The following is a 16,217-nucleotide window of genomic DNA, read 5'->3' as shown; positions in this document are numbered from 1 at the left end:
ATGAAAAACCAAAAGATCCGCATCCGTCTGAAGGCTTTCGATTACAAGCTGATCGATCAGTCCGCAGCGGAGATTGTCGACACCGCCAAGCGTACCGGCGCTGTCGTGCGCGGTCCGGTTCCGCTGCCCACGCGTATCCGTCGTTACGACGTGCTGCGTTCGCCCCACGTCAACAAGACGTCGCGCGACCAGTTCGAGATCCGTACCCATCAGCGCCTGATGGACATCGTGGATCCCACCGACAAGACCGTTGACGCGTTGATGCGTCTGGACCTGCCGGCTGGCGTCGACGTCGAGATCGCGTTGCAGTAAGACGTGTGCGGGTTGGCGCCCCTGTGGCGCAGCTCGTGAAAAATGGCCGCATTCCCCCGGGAGTGCGGCCATTTTGCTTTGGCGCGACAGCTCCGTCGCGGCGTCGGCGCCACAGTTTGCCTGCGGCACGGGCCTGTTTGGCTAGGTGCTTGTGTTGCCAGGAAAAAGCATGCTAATATGCGAGACTTGCCATTTTGTGGCGAGAGAAACTATGGGCGCGCGCAATAGGCCGCCAGCTGGCTTGTCGGCCAGCCGGGGTTTGATGCGGCGTACCAGGTTACTTAGTCCTGTAGGGCGCTGGCCGTTACCCTGCGCCTGATTAGCCCCGACCAATCGCAGTCGGGAATGGAGAAAACAATGTCGAATTCGACGCCCACGCCCGCCGCCCATCGGCTGGGTCTGGTGGGTCGCAAGGTCGGCATGACCCGTATTTTCACGGAGGATGGCGAGTCCATCCCTGTGACGGTGCTGGACGTGTCGAACAACCGTGTGACCCAAGTCAAGTCCCTGGAATCCGACGGCTACGCCGCCATCCAAGTGACTTATGGCACCCGCCGCGCCACGCGCGTGGTCAAGCCGCAAGCCGGTCACTACGCCAAGGCTGGCGCGGAAGCCGGTAGCATCCTGAAGGAATTCCGCCTCGACCCCGCTCGCGCCGCCGAATTCGCGGCTGGTGCGGTCATCGCCGTGGAATCCGTGTTCGAAGCCGGCCAGCAGGTCGACGTGACGGGCACGAGCATCGGTAAGGGTTTCGCCGGTACGATCAAGCGCCACAACTTCGGTTCGCAGCGCGCCTCGCACGGTAACTCGCGCTCGCACCGCGTTCCTGGCTCGATCGGCCAGGCACAGGACCCGGGTCGCATTTTCCCCGGCAAGCGCATGTCCGGCCATATGGGTGATGTCACCCGCACCGTTCAAAACCTCGACGTGGTTCGCGTCGATGCCGAACGCGGCCTGCTGATGGTCAAGGGCGCTGTCCCGGGCCACGCCGGCGGTGATGTCATCGTGCGTCCGGCTGTCAAGGCGCCGGCCAAGAAGGGGGCGTAAGTAAATGGATCTCAAGCTCCTGAATGACCAAGGTCAGGCCGCTACGTTCAGCGCACCCGACACCATCTTCGGTCGCGACTTCAACGAAGCGCTGGTTCACCAGATCGTGGTGGCCTTCCAGGCCAATGCCCGCAGCGGCAACCGCGCTCAGAAGGACCGCGCCGAAGTCAAGCACTCCACCAAGAAGCCCTGGCGCCAGAAGGGTACCGGCCGCGCTCGCGCCGGTATGACCTCGTCGCCGCTGTGGCGTGGGGGTGGTCGCGCGTTCCCGAACTCGCCTGAAGAAAACTTCAGCCAGAAGGTCAACAAGAAGATGTACCGCGCCGGGATCCGCTCGATTCTGTCGCAGTTGGCCCGTGAAGACCGCGTCGCCGTCGTCGATACGTTCACGCTCGAATCGCCCAAGACCAAGCTGGCTGCCGCCAAGCTGAAGAGCCTGGGCCTGGATTCGGTCCTGATCATCACCGACAACGTCGATGAGAATGTTTATCTCGCCACCCGCAACCTGCCGCACGTTGCCGTGGTTGAGCCCCGCTATGCCGATCCGTTGTCGCTGATCCACTACAAGAAAGTGCTGATCACCAAGCCGGCCATCGCGCAACTCGAGGAGATGCTGGGATGAATGCCGAACGCTTGATGCAAGTCATTCTGGCGCCGATCGTGACCGAAAAGGCCACCTTCGTTGCCGAGAAAAATCAGCAAGTCGCTTTCCGTGTCGTGGCTGACGCTACCAAGCCGGAAATCAAGGCTGCCGTCGAACTGCTGTTCAAGGTGCAGGTCGAATCCGTGCAGGTCCTCAACCGTAAGGGCAAAGTCAAGCGCTTTGGCCGCTTCGTTGGTCGCCGCCGCAATGAGCGCAAGGCCTACGTCGCGCTCAAGGACGGCCAGGAAATCGACTTTGCGGAGGTGAAGTAAATGGCCCTCGTTAAAGTCAAACCGACCTCGGCTGGCCGCCGTGGCATGGTGAAGGTCGTCAGCCCGAAGCTGCACAAGGGTGCGCCTCACGCTGCGCTGCTCGAGAAGAAGACCCGTGGTTCGGGCCGTAACAACAACGGCCACATCACGGTTCGCCATCGTGGCGGCGGTCACAAGCAGCACTACCGCGTTGTCGACTTCCGTCGCAACAAGGATGGCATCCCGGCCAAGGTCGAGCGCCTGGAATACGACCCCAACCGCACCGCGCATATCGCACTGCTGTGCTATGCCGACGGCGAGCGTCGCTACATCATCGCGCCGCGCGGCCTGGAAGTGGGCGCCACGCTGATCTCGGGCATCGAAGCCCCGATCCGCGCCGGCAACACCCTGCCGATCCGCAACATTCCGGTGGGCACGACGATCCACTGCATCGAAATGATCCCTGGCAAGGGTGCCCAGATGGCCCGTTCGGCCGGCGCTTCCGCCGTCCTGATGGCCCGTGAAGGCACGTACGCCCAGGTGCGCCTGCGCTCCGGCGAAGTGCGCCGCGTGCACATCCAATGCCGCGCCACCATTGGCGAAGTCGGCAACGAAGAACATAGCCTGCGCCAGATTGGCAAGGCCGGCGCCATGCGCTGGCGTGGTGTTCGTCCGACGGTTCGTGGCGTTGCCATGAACCCGATCGATCACCCGCACGGTGGTGGTGAAGGCCGTACCGGCGAAGCTCGCGAACCGGTGAGCCCGTGGGGTACTCCGGCGAAGGGTTTCAAGACCCGCCGCAACAAGCGGACGAACAATATGATCGTCCAACGGCGCAAGCGCAAGTAAGAGGCGAACACTATGTCACGTTCGATCAAGAAAGGCCCGTTTGTCGACGCGCACCTGATCAAAAAGGTGGATGCGGCTGTCGCGGGCAAAGACAAGAAGCCGATCAAAACCTGGTCGCGTCGTTCCACGGTCCTGCCGGAATTCATCGGCCTGACGATTGCCGTCCACAACGGCCGCCAGCATGTTCCCGTTTACATCAACGAGAACATGGTCGGTCACAAGCTGGGCGAGTTCGCGCTGACCCGTACGTTCAAGGGTCACGCCGCGGACAAGAAGTCGAAGAGGTAAGCGATGGAAACTACTGCCATTATCCGTGGTGTTCACATCTCGGCTCAGAAGACCCGTCTGGTTGCGGACCTGATCCGCGGCAAGTCGGTGGCTCAAGCCCTGAACATCCTCACCTTCTCGCCCAAGAAGGCCGCCGTCATCCTGAAGAAGGCTGTCGAGTCGGCTATCGCCAACGCCGAGCACAACGACGGCGCCGATATCGACGAGTTGAAGGTCACCACCATTTTTGTGGACAAGGCTCAATCGATGAAGCGTTTCTCGGCTCGCGCCAAGGGCCGCGGTAACCGTATCGAGAAGCAGACCTGCCATATCACGGTCAAGGTCGGAGCTTAAGGAGTCACGATGGGTCAGAAAATTCACCCCACTGGGTTCCGTCTCGCGGTCACCCGTAATTGGACCTCGCGTTGGTTCGCCGACGACAAGGCTTTCGGCACCATGCTGGCCGAAGACATCCGCGTTCGCGAGTACCTGAAGAAGAAGCTGAAGAGCGCTTCCGTCGGTCGCGTCATCATCGAGCGTCCCGCCAAGAACGCCCGCATCACCGTTTACTCGGCCCGTCCGGGTGTGGTGATCGGCAAGCGCGGCGAGGACATCGAGAACCTGAAGGCCGATCTGCAGCGTCTGATGGGCGTGCCCGTGCACGTCAACATCGAGGAAATCCGCAAGCCGGAAACCGACGCCCAGCTGATCGCCGACTCGATCTCGCAGCAGCTCGAAAAGCGCATCATGTTCCGCCGCGCGATGAAGCGCGCCATGCAGAACGCCATGCGCCTGGGTGCTCAAGGCATCAAGATCATGAGCTCGGGCCGTCTGAACGGCATCGAAATCGCGCGCACCGAATGGTACCGCGAAGGCCGTGTACCGCTTCACACGCTGAAGGCGAACATCGACTACGGCACCTCGGAAGCCCACACCACCTATGGTGTGATTGGCATCAAGGTGTGGGTCTACAAGGGCGATATGCTGGCCAATGGCGAGCTGCCTCCCGAAGCCGCCACCCCGCGTGAAGAAGAGCGTCGTCCGCGCCGCGCCCCGCGTGGCGATCGTCCGGACGGTGCCCGTACCGGTCGTCCGGGCGGTCGTGGCCGTGGTCCCCGCAAGGCGGACGCGGCTCCGGCGCCTGAAGGAGAATAACCATGCTGCAACCCTCTCGCAGGAAGTACCGCAAAGAGCAGAAAGGCCGTAACACGGGCCTGGCTTCGCGCGGCACGCACGTTTCGTTCGGCGAGTTCGGCCTGAAGGCCACCGGCCGTGGCCGCCTGACCGCGCGTCAGATCGAAGCCGCTCGTCGCGCCATCAACCGTCACATCAAGCGTGGCGGCCGTATCTGGATCCGTATTTTCCCGGACAAGCCGATCTCGCAAAAGCCGGCCGAAGTCCGTATGGGTAACGGCAAGGGCAACCCCGAGTACTGGGTCGCCGAGATCCAGCCGGGCAAGGTGCTCTACGAAATGGAAGGGGTCAGTGAAGAACTGGCGCGCGAGGCGTTCCGCCTGGCCGCTGCCAAGCTGCCGATCTCGACCACGTTCGTCGCGCGTCATATCGGTGCTTAAGGAGTACTAAATGAAAGCCAGCGAACTCCGTTCCAAAGACGCCGCCGAGCTCGGCAAAGAGCTCGAGAGCCTGCTGAAGGCACAATTCGGTCTGCGTATGCAGAAGGCCACGCAGCAGCTTGCCAATACCAGCCAGCTGCGCAACGTGCGCCGCGACATCGCGCGCGTGCGTACCTTGCTGACCGAGAAGGCAGGGAAATAATATGAGCGAAACTCAAAACACTCAGGTTGCCAAGCGCCAGCGTACGCTGGTCGGCAAGGTTGTCAGCAACAAGATGGACAAGACGGTCGTCGTTCTGGTCGAACGCCGCGTCAAGCACCCCATCTTTGGCAAGATCATCATGCGTTCGGCCAAGTACAAGGCGCATGACGAGTCGAACCAATACAACGAAGGCGATACCGTCGAAATCGCGGAAGGCCGCCCCATCTCGCGCTCCAAAGCGTGGCGTGTGGTGCGTCTGGTCGAAGCGGCGCGCGTCATCTAAGTTGCACGCAGGATACCGGAGCGGCTCGCCGCTCCGGCATGAAACGGCAAGAGCCTGGCTCTTGCCGTTTTTTTGTTCATCGAGCATTGCCGCGGCAAATGGGGCGGCCGGGAGCCTGTCCCCGCCGGGGCAGGCTCCTCGCCACACGCCAGAACGCTGATGCGCGTCAGGCGAGCGCGGCGGGTGCCGCGAGAAAATCGGCGATCGCCTGTATCTGCGCCGTGACGTTGAGCGCCGGGGCGTGGCCGCAGTCAGGAAAATCGATACGCCGGGCGCGTGGCCCGCGCCGCGTCATGGCGTGCGCGACCTCCGGCAACAGCAGGTCGGAGTCGGCGCCGCGCAGCAGCAATACGGGTATGCGCAGCGAGTCGTATTCGGACCAGCGCTCGTAGTCGGTGGGGTGATGGCGAAACTGGCCGACGATGGCCGGATCGTAGTGCGTGGTGACCCGTCCGTCGGGCAAGCGGCGTATCGAGGTTTCCGCCATGCGGCGCCATTGCGCATCGCTTAACCACCCGTAGGGCCGATAGGCCGAACGCAGCCATGCTTCCAGTTCACCGACGGTGTCGAACGCGGGCGGTGCGCCCGCGTAGGCCAGGATGCGCTCGATGGCCGGCGCGGGAAGCGTGGGGCCGATATCGTTGAGCACCAGGTGCGTGATGCGTCCGCGCAGCGCGGTGGCGGCGCCGTGCATGCCGATGGCGCCTCCCATCGAAGTGCCGATCCAGCGCACCCCGGACAGGCCCAGCCGGTCGAGCAGCTCGCACGCCAGCGTGGCATAGAAATCCAGGCAGTACTCCTGCGCCGGCCGGGGGCTCCATTGCGACAGGCCCCGGCCTATCGTATCGGGGCAGATGATGCGATACCGGTCGGCCAGGGCCTGTGCCAGGTCGTCGAAGTCGCGGCCGGTGCGCGCCAGCCCGTGCCACATGACCAGCGGTGGCGCATCGCGGCGGCCCCATTCGACATAGTGCAGCTCGCGTCCGGCGCACCGCGCGTAGTGCGATGCAGGCAGATGTTGGCAGGACATGGTCTTTTCCCCGGTTGCGCCGGCTGGCCGGCCATGAAAAACCCCGCCGGATCGCGGCGGGGTTGGCCTGAGCCCGGAAGCCGGGATCAGATGTGCGTGATGTACTTCGTGACCAGGTAGCCGTCGAAGGTTTCCAGGCCGCCTTCGCTGCCGATGCCGCTGTCCTTGATGCCACCGAAGGGCGTCTCGGCCAGCGCGCTGCCGAAGTGATTGATGTTGACCATGCCGGCCTCCAGGGCATTGGAGACCTTGGTTGCCGTCTTCAGCGAGTTGGTGAACACATACGAAGACAGGCCGAACGGCAGGCTGTTGGCGCGTCGCAGCACTTCGTCGGTGTCGGTGAAGCGCACCACAGGCGCCAGCGGGCCGAAGGGTTCTTCGGTCATCAGCATGGCGTTGTCGGGCAGCTCGGTGACCACGGTCGGGCTGAAGAAGTAGCCCTTGCGGTCCGGCGCGTCGCCGCCAAGCACCACCTTGCCGCCGTGCTTGAGCGCATCGTCGACGAAGGTGCTCATGGCGGGAACGCGGCGTTCGTGCGCCAGCGGACCCATGTCGGTGCCTTTCTCCAGGCCGTCGCCGACCTTGATGTTCTTGAGCACCTCGGTAAAGCGGGCCAGGAACTGCTCGTAGGCGCCGTTCTGCACATAGAAGCGGGTGGGCGACACGCATACCTGGCCGGCGTTGCGGACCTTGAAGCGCGCCAGCATTTCGGCGGCCCGGTCGACGTCGGCATCGTCGAACACCAGCACCGGCGAATGGCCGCCGAGCTCCATGGTGACGCGCTTCATGTGCGCGCCGGCCAGGGCGGCCAGTTGCTTGCCGACAGGCACGGAACCCGTGAACGACACCTTGCGCACGATGGGCGAGCGGATCAGGTAGTCGGAGATCTTGGCCGGTTCGCCCCAGACGATGTTCAGGCAGCCCTTGGGCAGGCCGGCTTCGTGGAACATGCGGGCGATCGCCATTACGGCGCTGGGGGAATCTTCCGGCCCCTTGAGCACCACCGTGCAGCCGGCGCCCAGCGCGGCGGCGATCTTGCGGATGGCCTGGTTGTACGGGAAGTTCCAGGGCGTGAACGCGGCGCATACGCCGATGGGCTCGCGCACCACGAACTGGCGGACATCCGGATTGCGCGGCGGGATCACGCGGCCGTAGATGCGGCGGCATTCTTCGGCATGCCAGTCGGCGTGCTCGGAGCAGGAAGCCACTTCGCCCACTGCTTCGGCCAAGGGCTTGCCCTGGTCCAGCGTCATGTTGCGGCCGATTTCCTGGGCGCGGTCGCGCGAGAGCTGGCCGACCTTGCGCAGGATGGCCGCGCGTTCCATGGGCGAGGTGCGCTTCCAGGTTTCGAAGGCGCGTTGCGCGGCGGCCAGGGCGCGGTCCAGGTCGGCTTCGGAGGCGTGCGGCAACTGGCCAAGCACCTCGAGCGTGGCCGGATTGACGACGTCCTGCGTGCGCCTGCCGTCGCCCGTCAGGAACTCGCCATCGATATACAGTGCCAACTGTTCATACATGCTTGTCAGTCCTCGCGAATTTATGGGGTGGTGGTGTTTTTTGCCAGTCTAAACCAGCTTGCCTCGTCGCGGGGGGGCCACTAGGAGCCGGGACCAGGGAGCCAATGATGCCGGCGCGCGCGAGCGGTTGCCCGCATTTCACGAAATCTCGCCGGACGTGGGCATGATCACCAACGACCATCAGTGGAAGACCTTCGTGTTCGTGGGGTATGGGATGCGCTCGGCCTGCAACCTGGCACGCTGTCCCCGGACCGCGCAGGCCCTGCTGCGCATTTCCGGATTGCCCACGGCGTTCTCGTCTCCATTCTCGAACCCGGCACGCGCATCCCCTTGCAGCGTGGCCCGTACAATGGCGTGCTGCGCCTGCATCTGGCCCTGATCGTGCCGCAGATGCCTGGGAGCGCCGGTGCCATGGACCAAAACAGGGCCACATCAGTGCGCCGCCTGCCGCGGCCGCGGCCGTGGGCGTTGGATTGAGCCGACAGTGCGGGGCAAATGTGCAAGGGCCTTGCATAGATTCGTTTGGCGGGGTAGAATTACCAGCTTTCCCAAATTGTTGGTTCGATTGGGCCGGTTTTGGTTGGACTTTCCGGGGTTCTAGGCTTGGGTTAAACGAAACGACCTGGGTGGAATGAGCCTTCGGGCCTGGCATAGCCAGGCAGGGCCAAGCGACAGGCAGGCGGCAGAAGCGCGGAGCGGGCAGGGTATCGGGCAACCGGTGTTTGCAAGCTCCTGATTCGGCGGCCAGATCAGCTGGCAAGAGGGAAATTTCCGCAGGATTTCAACCCAGGGTCGTTCGTTGCCAGCAGGCTGCGCACGGACCTGACGGGACCAAAACTGGCAGGAAATGCGAACCTGGGAAGGGCGTGTTTTCAGTTAAGTTGGAACAGGAAAAATCATGATCCAAATGCAGACCACGCTGGACGTGGCCGACAACACTGGTGCGCGTGCTGTCATGTGCATCAAGGTGCTCGGTGGCTCCAAGCGCCGTTATGCCGGTATCGGCGACATCATCAAGGTGAGCGTCAAAGATGCGGCTCCGCGCGGACGCGTCAAGAAAGGCGAAATCTACAACGCTGTGGTGGTGCGTACCGCCAAGGGCGTGCGCCGCAAAGACGGTTCGCTGATCCGTTTCGGTGGCAATGCCGCCGTGTTGCTCAATGCCAAGCTGGAGCCGATCGGCACCCGCATCTTCGGACCCGTTACGCGTGAACTGCGTACCGAGCGGTTCATGAAGATCGTGTCGCTGGCCCCGGAAGTGCTGTAAGGAGCCCGCGATGAACAACATCCGTAAAGGCGACGAAGTCATCGTCCTGACCGGCCGCGACAAGAAGCGTCGCGGCACCGTGCTGGCCCGCGTTGACGCCGACCATGTGCTGGTCGAAGGCGTGAACGTCGTGAAGAAGCACGTCAAGGCCAACCCGATGGCCAACAATCCTGGCGGCATCGTCGAAAAGACCATGCCCATCCACGTTTCGAACGTGGCGCTGTTCAACCCGGCCACCGGCAAGGGCGACCGCGTCGGCGTGCAGGAAGTGGACGGTCGCAAGGTTCGCGTGTTCCGTTCCAATGGCGCCGTGGTCGGCGCCAAGGCGTAAGGGGCGACAGACATGTCTCGTTTGCAAGAGTTTTACAAGAGCAAGGTCGTTGCCGACCTGCAGGCCAAGTTCGGCTACAAGTGCGTGATGGAAGTGCCCCGCATCACCAAGATCACCCTGAACATGGGTGTCTCGGAAGCGGTCGCCGACAAGAAGGTCATCGAGCACGCTGTTTCCGACCTGACCAAGATCTCCGGCCAGAAGCCCGTGGTGACCAAGACCCGCAAGGCTATTGCCGGGTTCAAGATCCGCGAAAACTATCCGATCGGTTGCATGGTCACGCTGCGTGGTCAGCGCATGTACGAATTCCTGGATCGCCTGGTTGCGGTCGCGCTGCCGCGCGTGCGTGACTTCCGCGGCATCTCGGGTCGTGCGTTCGACGGCCGTGGCAACTACAACATCGGGGTGAAAGAGCAAATCATCTTCCCCGAAATCGAATACGACAAGATCGACGCGCTGCGTGGGCTGAACATCAGCATCACCACCACCGCCAAGACTGACGACGAAGCCAAGGCGCTGTTGACGGCCTTCAGCTTCCCGTTCCGTAACTAAGGGGCTGATGACGTGGCTAAACTCTCCCTCATCAATCGTGATATCAAGCGCGCCAAGCTGGCTGACAAGTATGCCGCCAAGCGCGCCGAATTGAAGGCGATCATCGACGACCAGTCGAAGACCGACGAAGAACGTTACCAAGCTCGGCTCAAGCTGCAACAGCTGCCGCGCAATGCCAACCCCACTCGCCAACGCAATCGTTGCGTGGTTACCGGTCGTCCGCGCGGCGTGTTCCGCAAGTTCGGCCTGACCCGCCACAAATTGCGTGAAATGGCGATGAAGGGCGAAGTTCCCGGCATGACCAAGGCCAGCTGGTAGGAGAACGAATATGAGCATGAGCGATCCCATCGCCGATATGCTGACTCGCATTCGCAATGCGCAGCAAGTTGACAAAACCACGGTGACCATGCCCGCCTCGAAGCTGAAAGTGGCCATTGCCACCGTGCTGAAAGACGAAGGCTACATCGATGGCTATTCGGTCAAGGGCACCCAGGCCAAGCCTGAGCTCGAGATCACCCTGAAGTACTACGCCGGCCGTCCGGTCATCGAGCGCATCGAACGCGTCTCGCGCCCCGGTCTGCGTATCTACAAGGGCCGCACCAGCATTCCTCAGGTCATGAACGGCCTGGGCGTGGCTATCGTTTCGACCTCGCGCGGCGTGATGACCGACCGCAAGGCTCGCGCCAATGGCGTGGGCGGCGAAGTCCTGTGCTACGTGGCCTAAGGAGAGTCGAATGTCACGTATCGCTAAATACCCGGTAGAACTGCCCAAGGGTGTTGAAGCCAGCATCCAGCCGGACCAGATTACCGTCAAGGGCCCGCTGGGCACCTTGGTGCAATCGCTGACTGGCGACGTCAACGTCGCCCAGGAAGACGGCAAGCTGACCTTTGTCGTTGCCAACGACAGCCGCCATGCCAACGCGATGTCGGGCACCTTGCGCGCCCTGGTCGCCAACATGGTGACCGGCGTGAGCAAGGGCTTCGAACGCAAGCTGAACCTGGTCGGCGTGGGTTACCGCGCCCAGATTCAAGGCGACGCGGTCAAGCTGCAGCTGGGTTTTTCGCACGATGTCGTGCACCAGCTGCCCGCCGGCGTCAAGGCCGAATGCCCCACCCAGACGGAAATCGTCATCAAGGGCCCGAACAAGCAAGTCGTCGGTCAGGTGGCCGCTGAAATTCGCAAGTACCGTGAACCTGAGCCCTACAAGGGCAAGGGTGTGCGCTACGCGGACGAACGCGTCGTCATCAAAGAAACCAAGAAGAAATAACGGCGCACGCAAGGACGAATCATGGACAAAAAAGTTTCCCGTTTGCGTCGTGCGGTTCCGACCCGCCGGAAGATTGCGCAGCTGCGAGTGCATCGCCTGTCGGTTTTCCGCTCGAACCTGCACATCTACGCCAACATCATTTCGCCGGAAGGCGATCGCGTGCTGGTCAGCGCCTCGACGCTGGAAGCCGAAGTTCGCGCGCAGCTGGGCGGCGCCGGCAAGGGTGGCAACGCCACCGCCGCCGCGCTGGTGGGCAAGCGTGTTGCCGAGAAGGCCAAGGCCGCCGGCATCGAGCTGGTTGCCTTCGATCGCTCGGGCTTTCGTTACCATGGCCGCGTGAAAGCGTTGGCCGAAGCCGCGCGCGAAGCCGGCCTGAAGTTCTAAGCGAGGATCTGTCAAATGGCTACTAAAGTACAAGGCAAGCACGCCGCGGAAAAAGAGAACGACGACGGTCTGCGCGAGAAGATGATCGCGGTCAACCGCGTGAGCAAAGTGGTCAAGGGTGGTCGCACCATGAGCTTTGCCGCGTTGTCCGTGGTGGGCGATGGCGATGGCCGTATCGGCATGGGCAAGGGCAAGGCGCGTGAAGTGCCGGTGTCGGTTCAGAAGGCAATGGAACAGGCCCGCCGCGGCATGTTCAAGGTCGCCCTGAAGAACGGCACGCTGCACCATACCGTGGTGGGCAAGCACGGCGCCTCGACGGTGCTGATTTCGCCGGCCGCTGAAGGTACCGGCGTGATTGCCGGCGGTCCGATGCGCGCTATTTTCGAAGTGATGGGTGTGCGTAACGTGGTTGCCAAGAGCCTGGGCTCGAGCAACCCCTACAACCTGGTTCGCGCCACGTTGAATGGTCTGCGCGCTTCCCTGACCCCGGCGGAAGTTGCTGCCAAGCGCGGCAAGTCCGTCGAAGAGATCCTGGGGTAAATCATGGCTCAGAAGCAGATCAAAGTTACGCTCGTGCGCTCCGTGATCGGCACCAAGCAATCCCACCGCGACACCATTCGCGGCCTGGGCCTGCGCCGTATCAACAGCAGCCGCGTGCTGGTCGACACGCCCGAGGTGCGCGGGATGATCCACAAGGTGGGTTACCTCGTCTCCGTCTCGGAAGCCTAAGGAATCACGATGTCGGATATTCAACTCAATACGCTGAAGCCCGCCGAGGGCAGCAAGCACGCCAAGCGCCGCGTCGGCCGTGGCATCGGCTCGGGCCTGGGCAAGACCGCCGGCCGTGGCCACAAGGGCCAGAAGTCGCGTTCGGGCGGCTTCCACAAGGTTGGCTTCGAAGGCGGCCAGATGCCGTTGCAGCGTCGCTTGCCCAAGCGCGGCTTCACGCCGCTGGGTCAGCACCTGTACGCTGAAGTGCGCCTGTCCGAGCTGCAATTGATGGAAGCCGAGGAAATCGACGTCCAGGCGCTCAAGGCAGCCGGTGTGGTTGGCCAAAGCGTGCGTTACGCCAAGGTCATCAAGTCGGGTGAACTCTCGCGCAAGGTGGTGCTTCGCGGCATTACCGCGACGGCCGGCGCTCGCGCCGCCATCGAAGCCGCGGGCGGCTCGCTTGCTTGAACGCGAGGTGACGAGTGGCTAAAGCGCAGGCTCTGGGCAAAACCGGTGCACGGTACGGCGATCTGAAACGCCGTCTCGTGTTCCTGGTGCTCGCCTTGGTGGTTTACCGCCTCGGTACCCACATCCCCGTGCCGGGCATCAACCCGGACGCGCTGGCGGACCTGTTCCGCCAGCACGAGGGTGGGATCCTGGGCCTGTTCAACATGTTCTCGGGTGGAGCGCTGTCGCGTTTTTCCATCTTCGCCCTGGGGATCATGCCGTACATTTCGGCATCCATCATCATGCAGTTGATGTCGGTGGTGGTGCCGTCGCTGGAAGCGCTCAAGAAAGAGGGCGAGGCCGGCCGTCGGAAGATTACCCAGTACACCCGCTACGGCACGGTCGTGCTGGCGCTGGTGCAGGCGGTGGGCATTTCGGTGGCGCTGGAGTCCCAGCCGGGGCTGGTCATCGATCCGGGCATGTTGTTCCGCTTCACGACAGTGGTCACGCTGGTTACCGGCACCATGTTCGTCATGTGGCTGGGCGAGCAGATCACCGAGCGCGGGCTGGGCAATGGCATCTCGATCCTGATCTTCGCCGGTATCGTCGCGGGCTTGCCCTCGGCGCTGGCGGGGCTGCTGGACCTGGTGCGGACGAACTCGATGTCGGTGCTGTCGGCGCTGTTCATCGTGGCCCTGGTCGTGCTGGTTACCGCCTTCGTGGTGTTCGTGGAACGCGGACAGCGCAAGATCACGGTGAACTATGCCAAGCGCCAGGTGGGCAACAAGGTGTATGGGGGCCAGAGCTCGCATCTGCCGCTCAAGCTGAACATGGCCGGGGTGATTCCGCCGATCTTCGCGTCGTCGATCATTCTGTTCCCGGCCACGATCACCAGCTGGTTCTCGAGCGGCGAACGCATGGCCTGGCTGCGTGACCTTGCTGCCGCGCTCGAGCCTCGTCAACCGCTGTACATCACGCTGTATTCGGTCGCGATCATTTTCTTCTGCTTTTTCTACACGGCCCTGGTGTTCAACAGCCGCGAAACTGCAGACAACCTGAAGAAGAGCGGCGCTTTCGTTCCGGGCATCCGTCCGGGCGAGCAGACCGCGCGTTACATTGACAAGATTCTGATGCGCTTGACGCTGGCTGGTGCGATTTACATCACGCTGGTGTGCTTGCTGCCGGAATTCCTGGTGATGCGTTGGAATGTGCCGTTCTACTTCGGTGGTACGTCCCTGTTGATTATTGTCGTGGTGACGATGGATTTCATGGCGCAAGTACAGGCCTACATGATGTCTCACCAATACGACTCGCTGCTCAAGAAGGCGAACTTCAAGGGCTCGGGTTTGCCGATGCGGTAAGCAAAGAGAATGTCTAAGGACGACGTCATCCAGATGCAAGGAGAGGTTCTTGAGAACCTCCCCAACGCGACCTTCCGCGTCAAGCTCGAAAACGGCCACGTGGTGTTGGGCCATATTTCCGGCAAGATGCGTATGCATTACATCCGGATTCTGCCCGGCGACAAGGTCACAGTGGAGCTCACGCCCTATGACCTCACGCGAGCCAGAATTGTTTTCCGCTCCAAGTGAAGCGGACCGGATTACGGAAAATTAGGAGTCAACCATGAAAGTAATGGCATCGGTTAAGCGGATCTGCCGCAACTGCAAAGTTATCAAACGTCACGGCGTGGTGCGTGTCATCTGCACCGACCCGCGTCACAAGCAGCGTCAAGGCTAACCCAGTTAGCGGTACGCAACGGATTTATTCAAGGAACAGTCATGGCCCGTATTGCTGGCATTAACATTCCGCCGCAACAGCACGCCGAGATCGGCCTGACCGCCATTTTTGGCATCGGTCGTACGCGCGCCCGCAAGATCTGCGAAGCTGCTGGTGTGCCCGTTACCAAAAAGGTCAAGGATCTGACCGACGCCGAGCTGGAGCGCATCCGTGAACACATTGGCGTGTTCGCGGTTGAAGGCGACCTGCGTCGTGAAGTTCAGCTCTCGATCAAGCGTTTGATCGACCTGGGAACCTACCGCGGCATGCGCCACAAGCGTGGCCTGCCCGTGCGCGGCCAGCGCACCCGCACCAACGCCCGCACCCGCAAGGGCCCGCGTCGTGCTGCTGCGTCCCTGAAGAAATAATCGAGGATCTAGATTATGGCGAAAGCTTCCACCAGCGGCGCTTCGCGCGTACGCAAAAAGGTCAAGAAGAACGTCTCGGACGGCATCGCGCACGTTCACGCTTCGTTCAACAACACCATCATCACCATCACCGACCGCCAGGGCAATGCCCTGTCGTGGGCGACGTCGGGTGGCGCAGGCTTCAAGGGCTCGCGCAAGTCGACGCCGTTCGCCGCGCAGGTCGCCGCTGAGACGGCTGGTCGCGTTGCCATGGAATATGGCATCAAGACCCTCGAAGTGCGTATCAAGGGCCCCGGCCCCGGCCGCGAATCGTCGGTGCGCGCGCTCAATGCGCTGGGCATCAAGATTTCGAGCATCGCCGACATCACGCCCGTTCCGCACAACGGCTGCCGTCCGCCGAAGCGTCGTCGTATCTAAAGGGAATCCACATGGCACGTTATATTGGACCCAAATGCAAGCTCTCGCGCCGCGAGGGTACCGACCTGTTCCTGAAGAGCGCGCGCCGCTCGCTGGATTCCAAGTGCAAGCTGGATTCCAAGCCCGGCCAGCATGGCCGCACCTCGGGTGCCCGTACTTCGGACTACGGTCTGCAGCTGCGCGAGAAGCAGAAGCTCAAGCGCATGTACGGCGTTCTGGAAAAGCAGTTCCGCAAGTACTTCGTTGAAGCCGAGCGCCGTCGTGGCAACACCGGCGAAACGCTGATCCAGCTGCTCGAATCGCGCCTGGACAACGTCGTCTACCGCATGGGCTTCGGCTCGACGCGCGCGGAAGCCCGTCAGCTGGTGAGCCACCGCGCCATCGAGCTGAACGGCCACACCGCCGACATCGCGTCGATGCTGGTCAAGGCCGGCGACGTGATCTCGATTCGCGAGAAGGCCAAGAAGCAAGGCCGCATCCGCGAATCGCTGGATCTGGCTGCCAGCATCGGCCTGCCCCAGTGGGTGGAAGTCGACGCCAGCAAGATGACCGGTACGTTCAAGTCGGCCCCCGATCGCGCTGACGTCGCCCGCGACGTCAACGAGTCGATGGTCGTCGAACTGTACTCGCGTTGATCGCCGCGCGCCGCCGCCCTCGGGATGGCGGTGCTGTGGTGGCTGTGCGAACCGTTTGCCTCACCCGCGCCAGCCCGCTTTCGCCATTT

The 16,217-nt window shown here is 62.5% G+C and carries 29 protein-coding genes and 1 pseudogene; 28 read left to right on the top strand and 2 right to left on the bottom strand.

Annotation, left to right across the window (positions count from 1 at the left end; genetic code table 11):
• The 11 genes from rpsJ to rpsQ all read left to right on the top strand — a co-directional run bounded on the left by rpsJ (position 1) and on the right by rpsQ (position 5,428).
• Complete coding sequence (gene rpsJ, locus EL288_RS24045) at positions 1-312, top strand: 30S ribosomal protein S10 (protein ID WP_003806903.1); 312 nt, start codon at positions 1-3, stop codon at positions 310-312.
• A 357-nt stretch (positions 313-669) separates the two neighbouring features.
• Positions 670-1,359 (top strand): 50S ribosomal protein L3, encoded by a 690-nt coding sequence (gene rplC, locus EL288_RS24040; RefSeq protein WP_010925687.1) that lies wholly within the window; start codon positions 670-672, stop codon positions 1,357-1,359.
• Positions 1,360-1,363: 4 nt separating this feature from the next.
• Positions 1,364-1,981 carry a 50S ribosomal protein L4 gene (rplD, locus tag EL288_RS24035; protein WP_003806905.1) on the top strand — a complete coding sequence of 206 codons (618 nt, stop codon included), beginning with the start codon at positions 1,364-1,366 and terminating at the stop codon, positions 1,979-1,981.
• Positions 1,978-2,274: a 50S ribosomal protein L23 gene (gene rplW / locus EL288_RS24030; protein ID WP_003806906.1), complete on the top strand. Its 297-nt coding sequence runs from the start codon at positions 1,978-1,980 to the stop codon at positions 2,272-2,274. The genes rplD and rplW overlap by 4 nt, the downstream gene beginning before the upstream one ends.
• A complete protein-coding gene (gene rplB, locus EL288_RS24025; protein ID WP_003806907.1) occupies positions 2,275-3,102 on the top strand; it encodes a 50S ribosomal protein L2 in 828 nt (275 codons plus the stop codon).
• Positions 3,103-3,114: 12 nt separating this feature from the next.
• Positions 3,115-3,390, top strand: coding sequence for a 30S ribosomal protein S19 (gene rpsS / locus EL288_RS24020; protein WP_003806908.1), 276 nt, complete (start codon positions 3,115-3,117; stop codon positions 3,388-3,390).
• Positions 3,391-3,393: 3 nt separating this feature from the next.
• A complete protein-coding gene (gene rplV / locus EL288_RS24015) occupies positions 3,394-3,723 on the top strand; it encodes a 50S ribosomal protein L22 (protein ID WP_010925688.1) in 330 nt (109 codons plus the stop codon).
• Positions 3,724-3,732: 9 nt separating this feature from the next.
• Positions 3,733-4,524, top strand: coding sequence for a 30S ribosomal protein S3 (gene rpsC / locus EL288_RS24010; RefSeq protein ID WP_003806910.1), 792 nt, complete (start codon positions 3,733-3,735; stop codon positions 4,522-4,524).
• 2 nt (positions 4,525-4,526) lie between these two features.
• Entirely contained in the window at positions 4,527-4,943 is a 417-nt protein-coding gene (gene rplP / locus EL288_RS24005) for a 50S ribosomal protein L16 (protein WP_003806911.1), read from the top strand.
• A gap of 10 nt (positions 4,944-4,953) precedes the next feature.
• The gene (gene rpmC / locus EL288_RS24000; RefSeq protein ID WP_003806912.1) at positions 4,954-5,145 is read left to right on the top strand and encodes a 50S ribosomal protein L29; all 192 of its coding nucleotides are present in this window, start codon (positions 4,954-4,956) and stop codon (positions 5,143-5,145) included.
• A gap of 1 nt (position 5,146) precedes the next feature.
• Positions 5,147-5,428 (top strand): 30S ribosomal protein S17, encoded by a 282-nt coding sequence (gene rpsQ / locus EL288_RS23995; RefSeq protein WP_003806913.1) that lies wholly within the window; start codon positions 5,147-5,149, stop codon positions 5,426-5,428.
• Between the two features lie 166 nt (positions 5,429-5,594).
• Here the strand turns inward: rpsQ and EL288_RS23990 are convergent, their stop codons facing one another.
• Both EL288_RS23990 and EL288_RS23985 read right to left on the bottom strand, forming a co-directional pair.
• A complete protein-coding gene (locus EL288_RS23990) occupies positions 5,595-6,458 on the bottom strand; it encodes an alpha/beta fold hydrolase (RefSeq protein ID WP_014906001.1) in 864 nt (287 codons plus the stop codon).
• Positions 6,459-6,544: 86 nt separating this feature from the next.
• Positions 6,545-7,972 carry an NAD-dependent succinate-semialdehyde dehydrogenase gene (locus EL288_RS23985; RefSeq protein WP_003806915.1) on the bottom strand — a complete coding sequence of 476 codons (1,428 nt, stop codon included), beginning with the start codon at positions 7,970-7,972 and terminating at the stop codon, positions 6,545-6,547.
• A 118-nt stretch (positions 7,973-8,090) separates the two neighbouring features.
• Here EL288_RS23985 and EL288_RS24575 point away from each other — a divergent pair.
• The 17 genes and pseudogenes from EL288_RS24575 to rpsD all read left to right on the top strand — a co-directional run.
• Positions 8,091-8,362, top strand: a pseudogene (locus tag EL288_RS24575) (aspartyl/asparaginyl beta-hydroxylase domain-containing protein); the annotation flags it as partial.
• Positions 8,363-8,870: 508 nt separating this feature from the next.
• Positions 8,871-9,239, top strand: coding sequence for a 50S ribosomal protein L14 (rplN, locus tag EL288_RS23975; protein WP_003806916.1), 369 nt, complete (start codon positions 8,871-8,873; stop codon positions 9,237-9,239).
• Between the two features lie 10 nt (positions 9,240-9,249).
• A complete protein-coding gene (gene rplX, locus EL288_RS23970) occupies positions 9,250-9,570 on the top strand; it encodes a 50S ribosomal protein L24 (protein ID WP_003806917.1) in 321 nt (106 codons plus the stop codon).
• Positions 9,571-9,582: 12 nt separating this feature from the next.
• On the top strand, positions 9,583-10,122 hold the full coding sequence (gene rplE, locus EL288_RS23965) for a 50S ribosomal protein L5 (protein WP_003806918.1): 540 nt from the start codon (positions 9,583-9,585) through the stop codon (positions 10,120-10,122).
• A 12-nt stretch (positions 10,123-10,134) separates the two neighbouring features.
• On the top strand, positions 10,135-10,440 hold the full coding sequence (gene rpsN, locus EL288_RS23960) for a 30S ribosomal protein S14 (protein ID WP_003806919.1): 306 nt from the start codon (positions 10,135-10,137) through the stop codon (positions 10,438-10,440).
• A gap of 10 nt (positions 10,441-10,450) precedes the next feature.
• Complete coding sequence (gene rpsH / locus EL288_RS23955; protein ID WP_003806920.1) at positions 10,451-10,846, top strand: 30S ribosomal protein S8; 396 nt, start codon at positions 10,451-10,453, stop codon at positions 10,844-10,846.
• 10 nt (positions 10,847-10,856) lie between these two features.
• Entirely contained in the window at positions 10,857-11,390 is a 534-nt protein-coding gene (rplF, locus tag EL288_RS23950; protein WP_003806921.1) for a 50S ribosomal protein L6, read from the top strand.
• A gap of 21 nt (positions 11,391-11,411) precedes the next feature.
• A complete protein-coding gene (gene rplR, locus EL288_RS23945) occupies positions 11,412-11,774 on the top strand; it encodes a 50S ribosomal protein L18 (RefSeq protein ID WP_003806922.1) in 363 nt (120 codons plus the stop codon).
• A 15-nt stretch (positions 11,775-11,789) separates the two neighbouring features.
• Positions 11,790-12,314, top strand: coding sequence for a 30S ribosomal protein S5 (gene rpsE, locus EL288_RS23940; RefSeq protein ID WP_003806923.1), 525 nt, complete (start codon positions 11,790-11,792; stop codon positions 12,312-12,314).
• 3 nt (positions 12,315-12,317) lie between these two features.
• A complete protein-coding gene (gene rpmD, locus EL288_RS23935; RefSeq protein ID WP_003806924.1) occupies positions 12,318-12,503 on the top strand; it encodes a 50S ribosomal protein L30 in 186 nt (61 codons plus the stop codon).
• Between the two features lie 9 nt (positions 12,504-12,512).
• Positions 12,513-12,953, top strand: coding sequence for a 50S ribosomal protein L15 (gene rplO, locus EL288_RS23930; protein ID WP_003806925.1), 441 nt, complete (start codon positions 12,513-12,515; stop codon positions 12,951-12,953).
• A 14-nt stretch (positions 12,954-12,967) separates the two neighbouring features.
• Positions 12,968-14,293, top strand: coding sequence for a preprotein translocase subunit SecY (secY, locus tag EL288_RS23925; RefSeq protein ID WP_003806926.1), 1,326 nt, complete (start codon positions 12,968-12,970; stop codon positions 14,291-14,293).
• Positions 14,294-14,302: 9 nt separating this feature from the next.
• Positions 14,303-14,521, top strand: a complete 219-nt coding sequence (infA, locus tag EL288_RS23920; protein WP_003806927.1) for a translation initiation factor IF-1 — start codon at positions 14,303-14,305, stop codon at positions 14,519-14,521.
• A gap of 34 nt (positions 14,522-14,555) precedes the next feature.
• Positions 14,556-14,669, top strand: a complete 114-nt coding sequence (rpmJ, locus tag EL288_RS23915; RefSeq protein ID WP_003806928.1) for a 50S ribosomal protein L36 — start codon at positions 14,556-14,558, stop codon at positions 14,667-14,669.
• Between the two features lie 41 nt (positions 14,670-14,710).
• Complete coding sequence (gene rpsM / locus EL288_RS23910) at positions 14,711-15,076, top strand: 30S ribosomal protein S13 (RefSeq protein WP_003806929.1); 366 nt, start codon at positions 14,711-14,713, stop codon at positions 15,074-15,076.
• A 15-nt stretch (positions 15,077-15,091) separates the two neighbouring features.
• Positions 15,092-15,493 (top strand): 30S ribosomal protein S11, encoded by a 402-nt coding sequence (gene rpsK, locus EL288_RS23905; protein ID WP_003806930.1) that lies wholly within the window; start codon positions 15,092-15,094, stop codon positions 15,491-15,493.
• Between the two features lie 11 nt (positions 15,494-15,504).
• On the top strand, positions 15,505-16,128 hold the full coding sequence (rpsD, locus tag EL288_RS23900) for a 30S ribosomal protein S4 (protein WP_003806931.1): 624 nt from the start codon (positions 15,505-15,507) through the stop codon (positions 16,126-16,128).
• Positions 16,129-16,217 lie beyond the last annotated feature (89 nt).

This window comes from Bordetella bronchiseptica, from assembly GCF_900636925.1.
In the GTDB taxonomy this organism is placed as follows: domain Bacteria; phylum Pseudomonadota; class Gammaproteobacteria; order Burkholderiales; family Burkholderiaceae_B; genus Bordetella; species Bordetella pertussis.
Note: the sequence above shows the minus strand (reverse complement) of the source record. Positions and strands in the feature narration are given on the sequence as shown.

Excerpts from the sequence above, each read along its gene's own strand:
- EL288_RS23985 (WP_003806915.1), bottom strand. The coding sequence starts at position 7,972 with ATGTATGAACAGTTGGCACTGTATATCGATGGCGAGTTCCTGACGGGC.
- rpmJ (WP_003806928.1), top strand. The coding sequence starts at position 14,556 with ATGAAAGTAATGGCATCGGTTAAGCGGATCTGCCGCAACTGCAAAGTT.
- rpsK (WP_003806930.1), top strand. The coding sequence starts at position 15,092 with ATGGCGAAAGCTTCCACCAGCGGCGCTTCGCGCGTACGCAAAAAGGTC.
- rplW (WP_003806906.1), top strand. The coding sequence starts at position 1,978 with ATGAATGCCGAACGCTTGATGCAAGTCATTCTGGCGCCGATCGTGACC.
- rplC (WP_010925687.1), top strand. The coding sequence starts at position 670 with ATGTCGAATTCGACGCCCACGCCCGCCGCCCATCGGCTGGGTCTGGTG.
- rplX (WP_003806917.1), top strand. The coding sequence starts at position 9,250 with ATGAACAACATCCGTAAAGGCGACGAAGTCATCGTCCTGACCGGCCGC.
- rpsS (WP_003806908.1), top strand. The coding sequence starts at position 3,115 with ATGTCACGTTCGATCAAGAAAGGCCCGTTTGTCGACGCGCACCTGATC.
- rpsQ (WP_003806913.1), top strand. The coding sequence starts at position 5,147 with ATGAGCGAAACTCAAAACACTCAGGTTGCCAAGCGCCAGCGTACGCTG.
- rplP (WP_003806911.1), top strand. The coding sequence starts at position 4,527 with ATGCTGCAACCCTCTCGCAGGAAGTACCGCAAAGAGCAGAAAGGCCGT.
- rplE (WP_003806918.1), top strand. The coding sequence starts at position 9,583 with ATGTCTCGTTTGCAAGAGTTTTACAAGAGCAAGGTCGTTGCCGACCTG.
- EL288_RS23990 (WP_014906001.1), bottom strand. The coding sequence starts at position 6,458 with ATGTCCTGCCAACATCTGCCTGCATCGCACTACGCGCGGTGCGCCGGA.
- infA (WP_003806927.1), top strand. The coding sequence starts at position 14,303 with ATGTCTAAGGACGACGTCATCCAGATGCAAGGAGAGGTTCTTGAGAAC.
- rplF (WP_003806921.1), top strand. The coding sequence starts at position 10,857 with ATGTCACGTATCGCTAAATACCCGGTAGAACTGCCCAAGGGTGTTGAA.
- rplV (WP_010925688.1), top strand. The coding sequence starts at position 3,394 with ATGGAAACTACTGCCATTATCCGTGGTGTTCACATCTCGGCTCAGAAG.
- rplD (WP_003806905.1), top strand. The coding sequence starts at position 1,364 with ATGGATCTCAAGCTCCTGAATGACCAAGGTCAGGCCGCTACGTTCAGC.
- rpsE (WP_003806923.1), top strand. The coding sequence starts at position 11,790 with ATGGCTACTAAAGTACAAGGCAAGCACGCCGCGGAAAAAGAGAACGAC.
- rpsM (WP_003806929.1), top strand. The coding sequence starts at position 14,711 with ATGGCCCGTATTGCTGGCATTAACATTCCGCCGCAACAGCACGCCGAG.
- rplO (WP_003806925.1), top strand. The coding sequence starts at position 12,513 with ATGTCGGATATTCAACTCAATACGCTGAAGCCCGCCGAGGGCAGCAAG.
- rplR (WP_003806922.1), top strand. The coding sequence starts at position 11,412 with ATGGACAAAAAAGTTTCCCGTTTGCGTCGTGCGGTTCCGACCCGCCGG.
- rplB (WP_003806907.1), top strand. The coding sequence starts at position 2,275 with ATGGCCCTCGTTAAAGTCAAACCGACCTCGGCTGGCCGCCGTGGCATG.
- rpmD (WP_003806924.1), top strand. The coding sequence starts at position 12,318 with ATGGCTCAGAAGCAGATCAAAGTTACGCTCGTGCGCTCCGTGATCGGC.
- rpsC (WP_003806910.1), top strand. The coding sequence starts at position 3,733 with ATGGGTCAGAAAATTCACCCCACTGGGTTCCGTCTCGCGGTCACCCGT.
- rpsD (WP_003806931.1), top strand. The coding sequence starts at position 15,505 with ATGGCACGTTATATTGGACCCAAATGCAAGCTCTCGCGCCGCGAGGGT.
- rpmC (WP_003806912.1), top strand. The coding sequence starts at position 4,954 with ATGAAAGCCAGCGAACTCCGTTCCAAAGACGCCGCCGAGCTCGGCAAA.
- rpsH (WP_003806920.1), top strand. The coding sequence starts at position 10,451 with ATGAGCATGAGCGATCCCATCGCCGATATGCTGACTCGCATTCGCAAT.
- rpsJ (WP_003806903.1), top strand. The coding sequence starts at position 1 with ATGAAAAACCAAAAGATCCGCATCCGTCTGAAGGCTTTCGATTACAAG.
- rplN (WP_003806916.1), top strand. The coding sequence starts at position 8,871 with ATGATCCAAATGCAGACCACGCTGGACGTGGCCGACAACACTGGTGCG.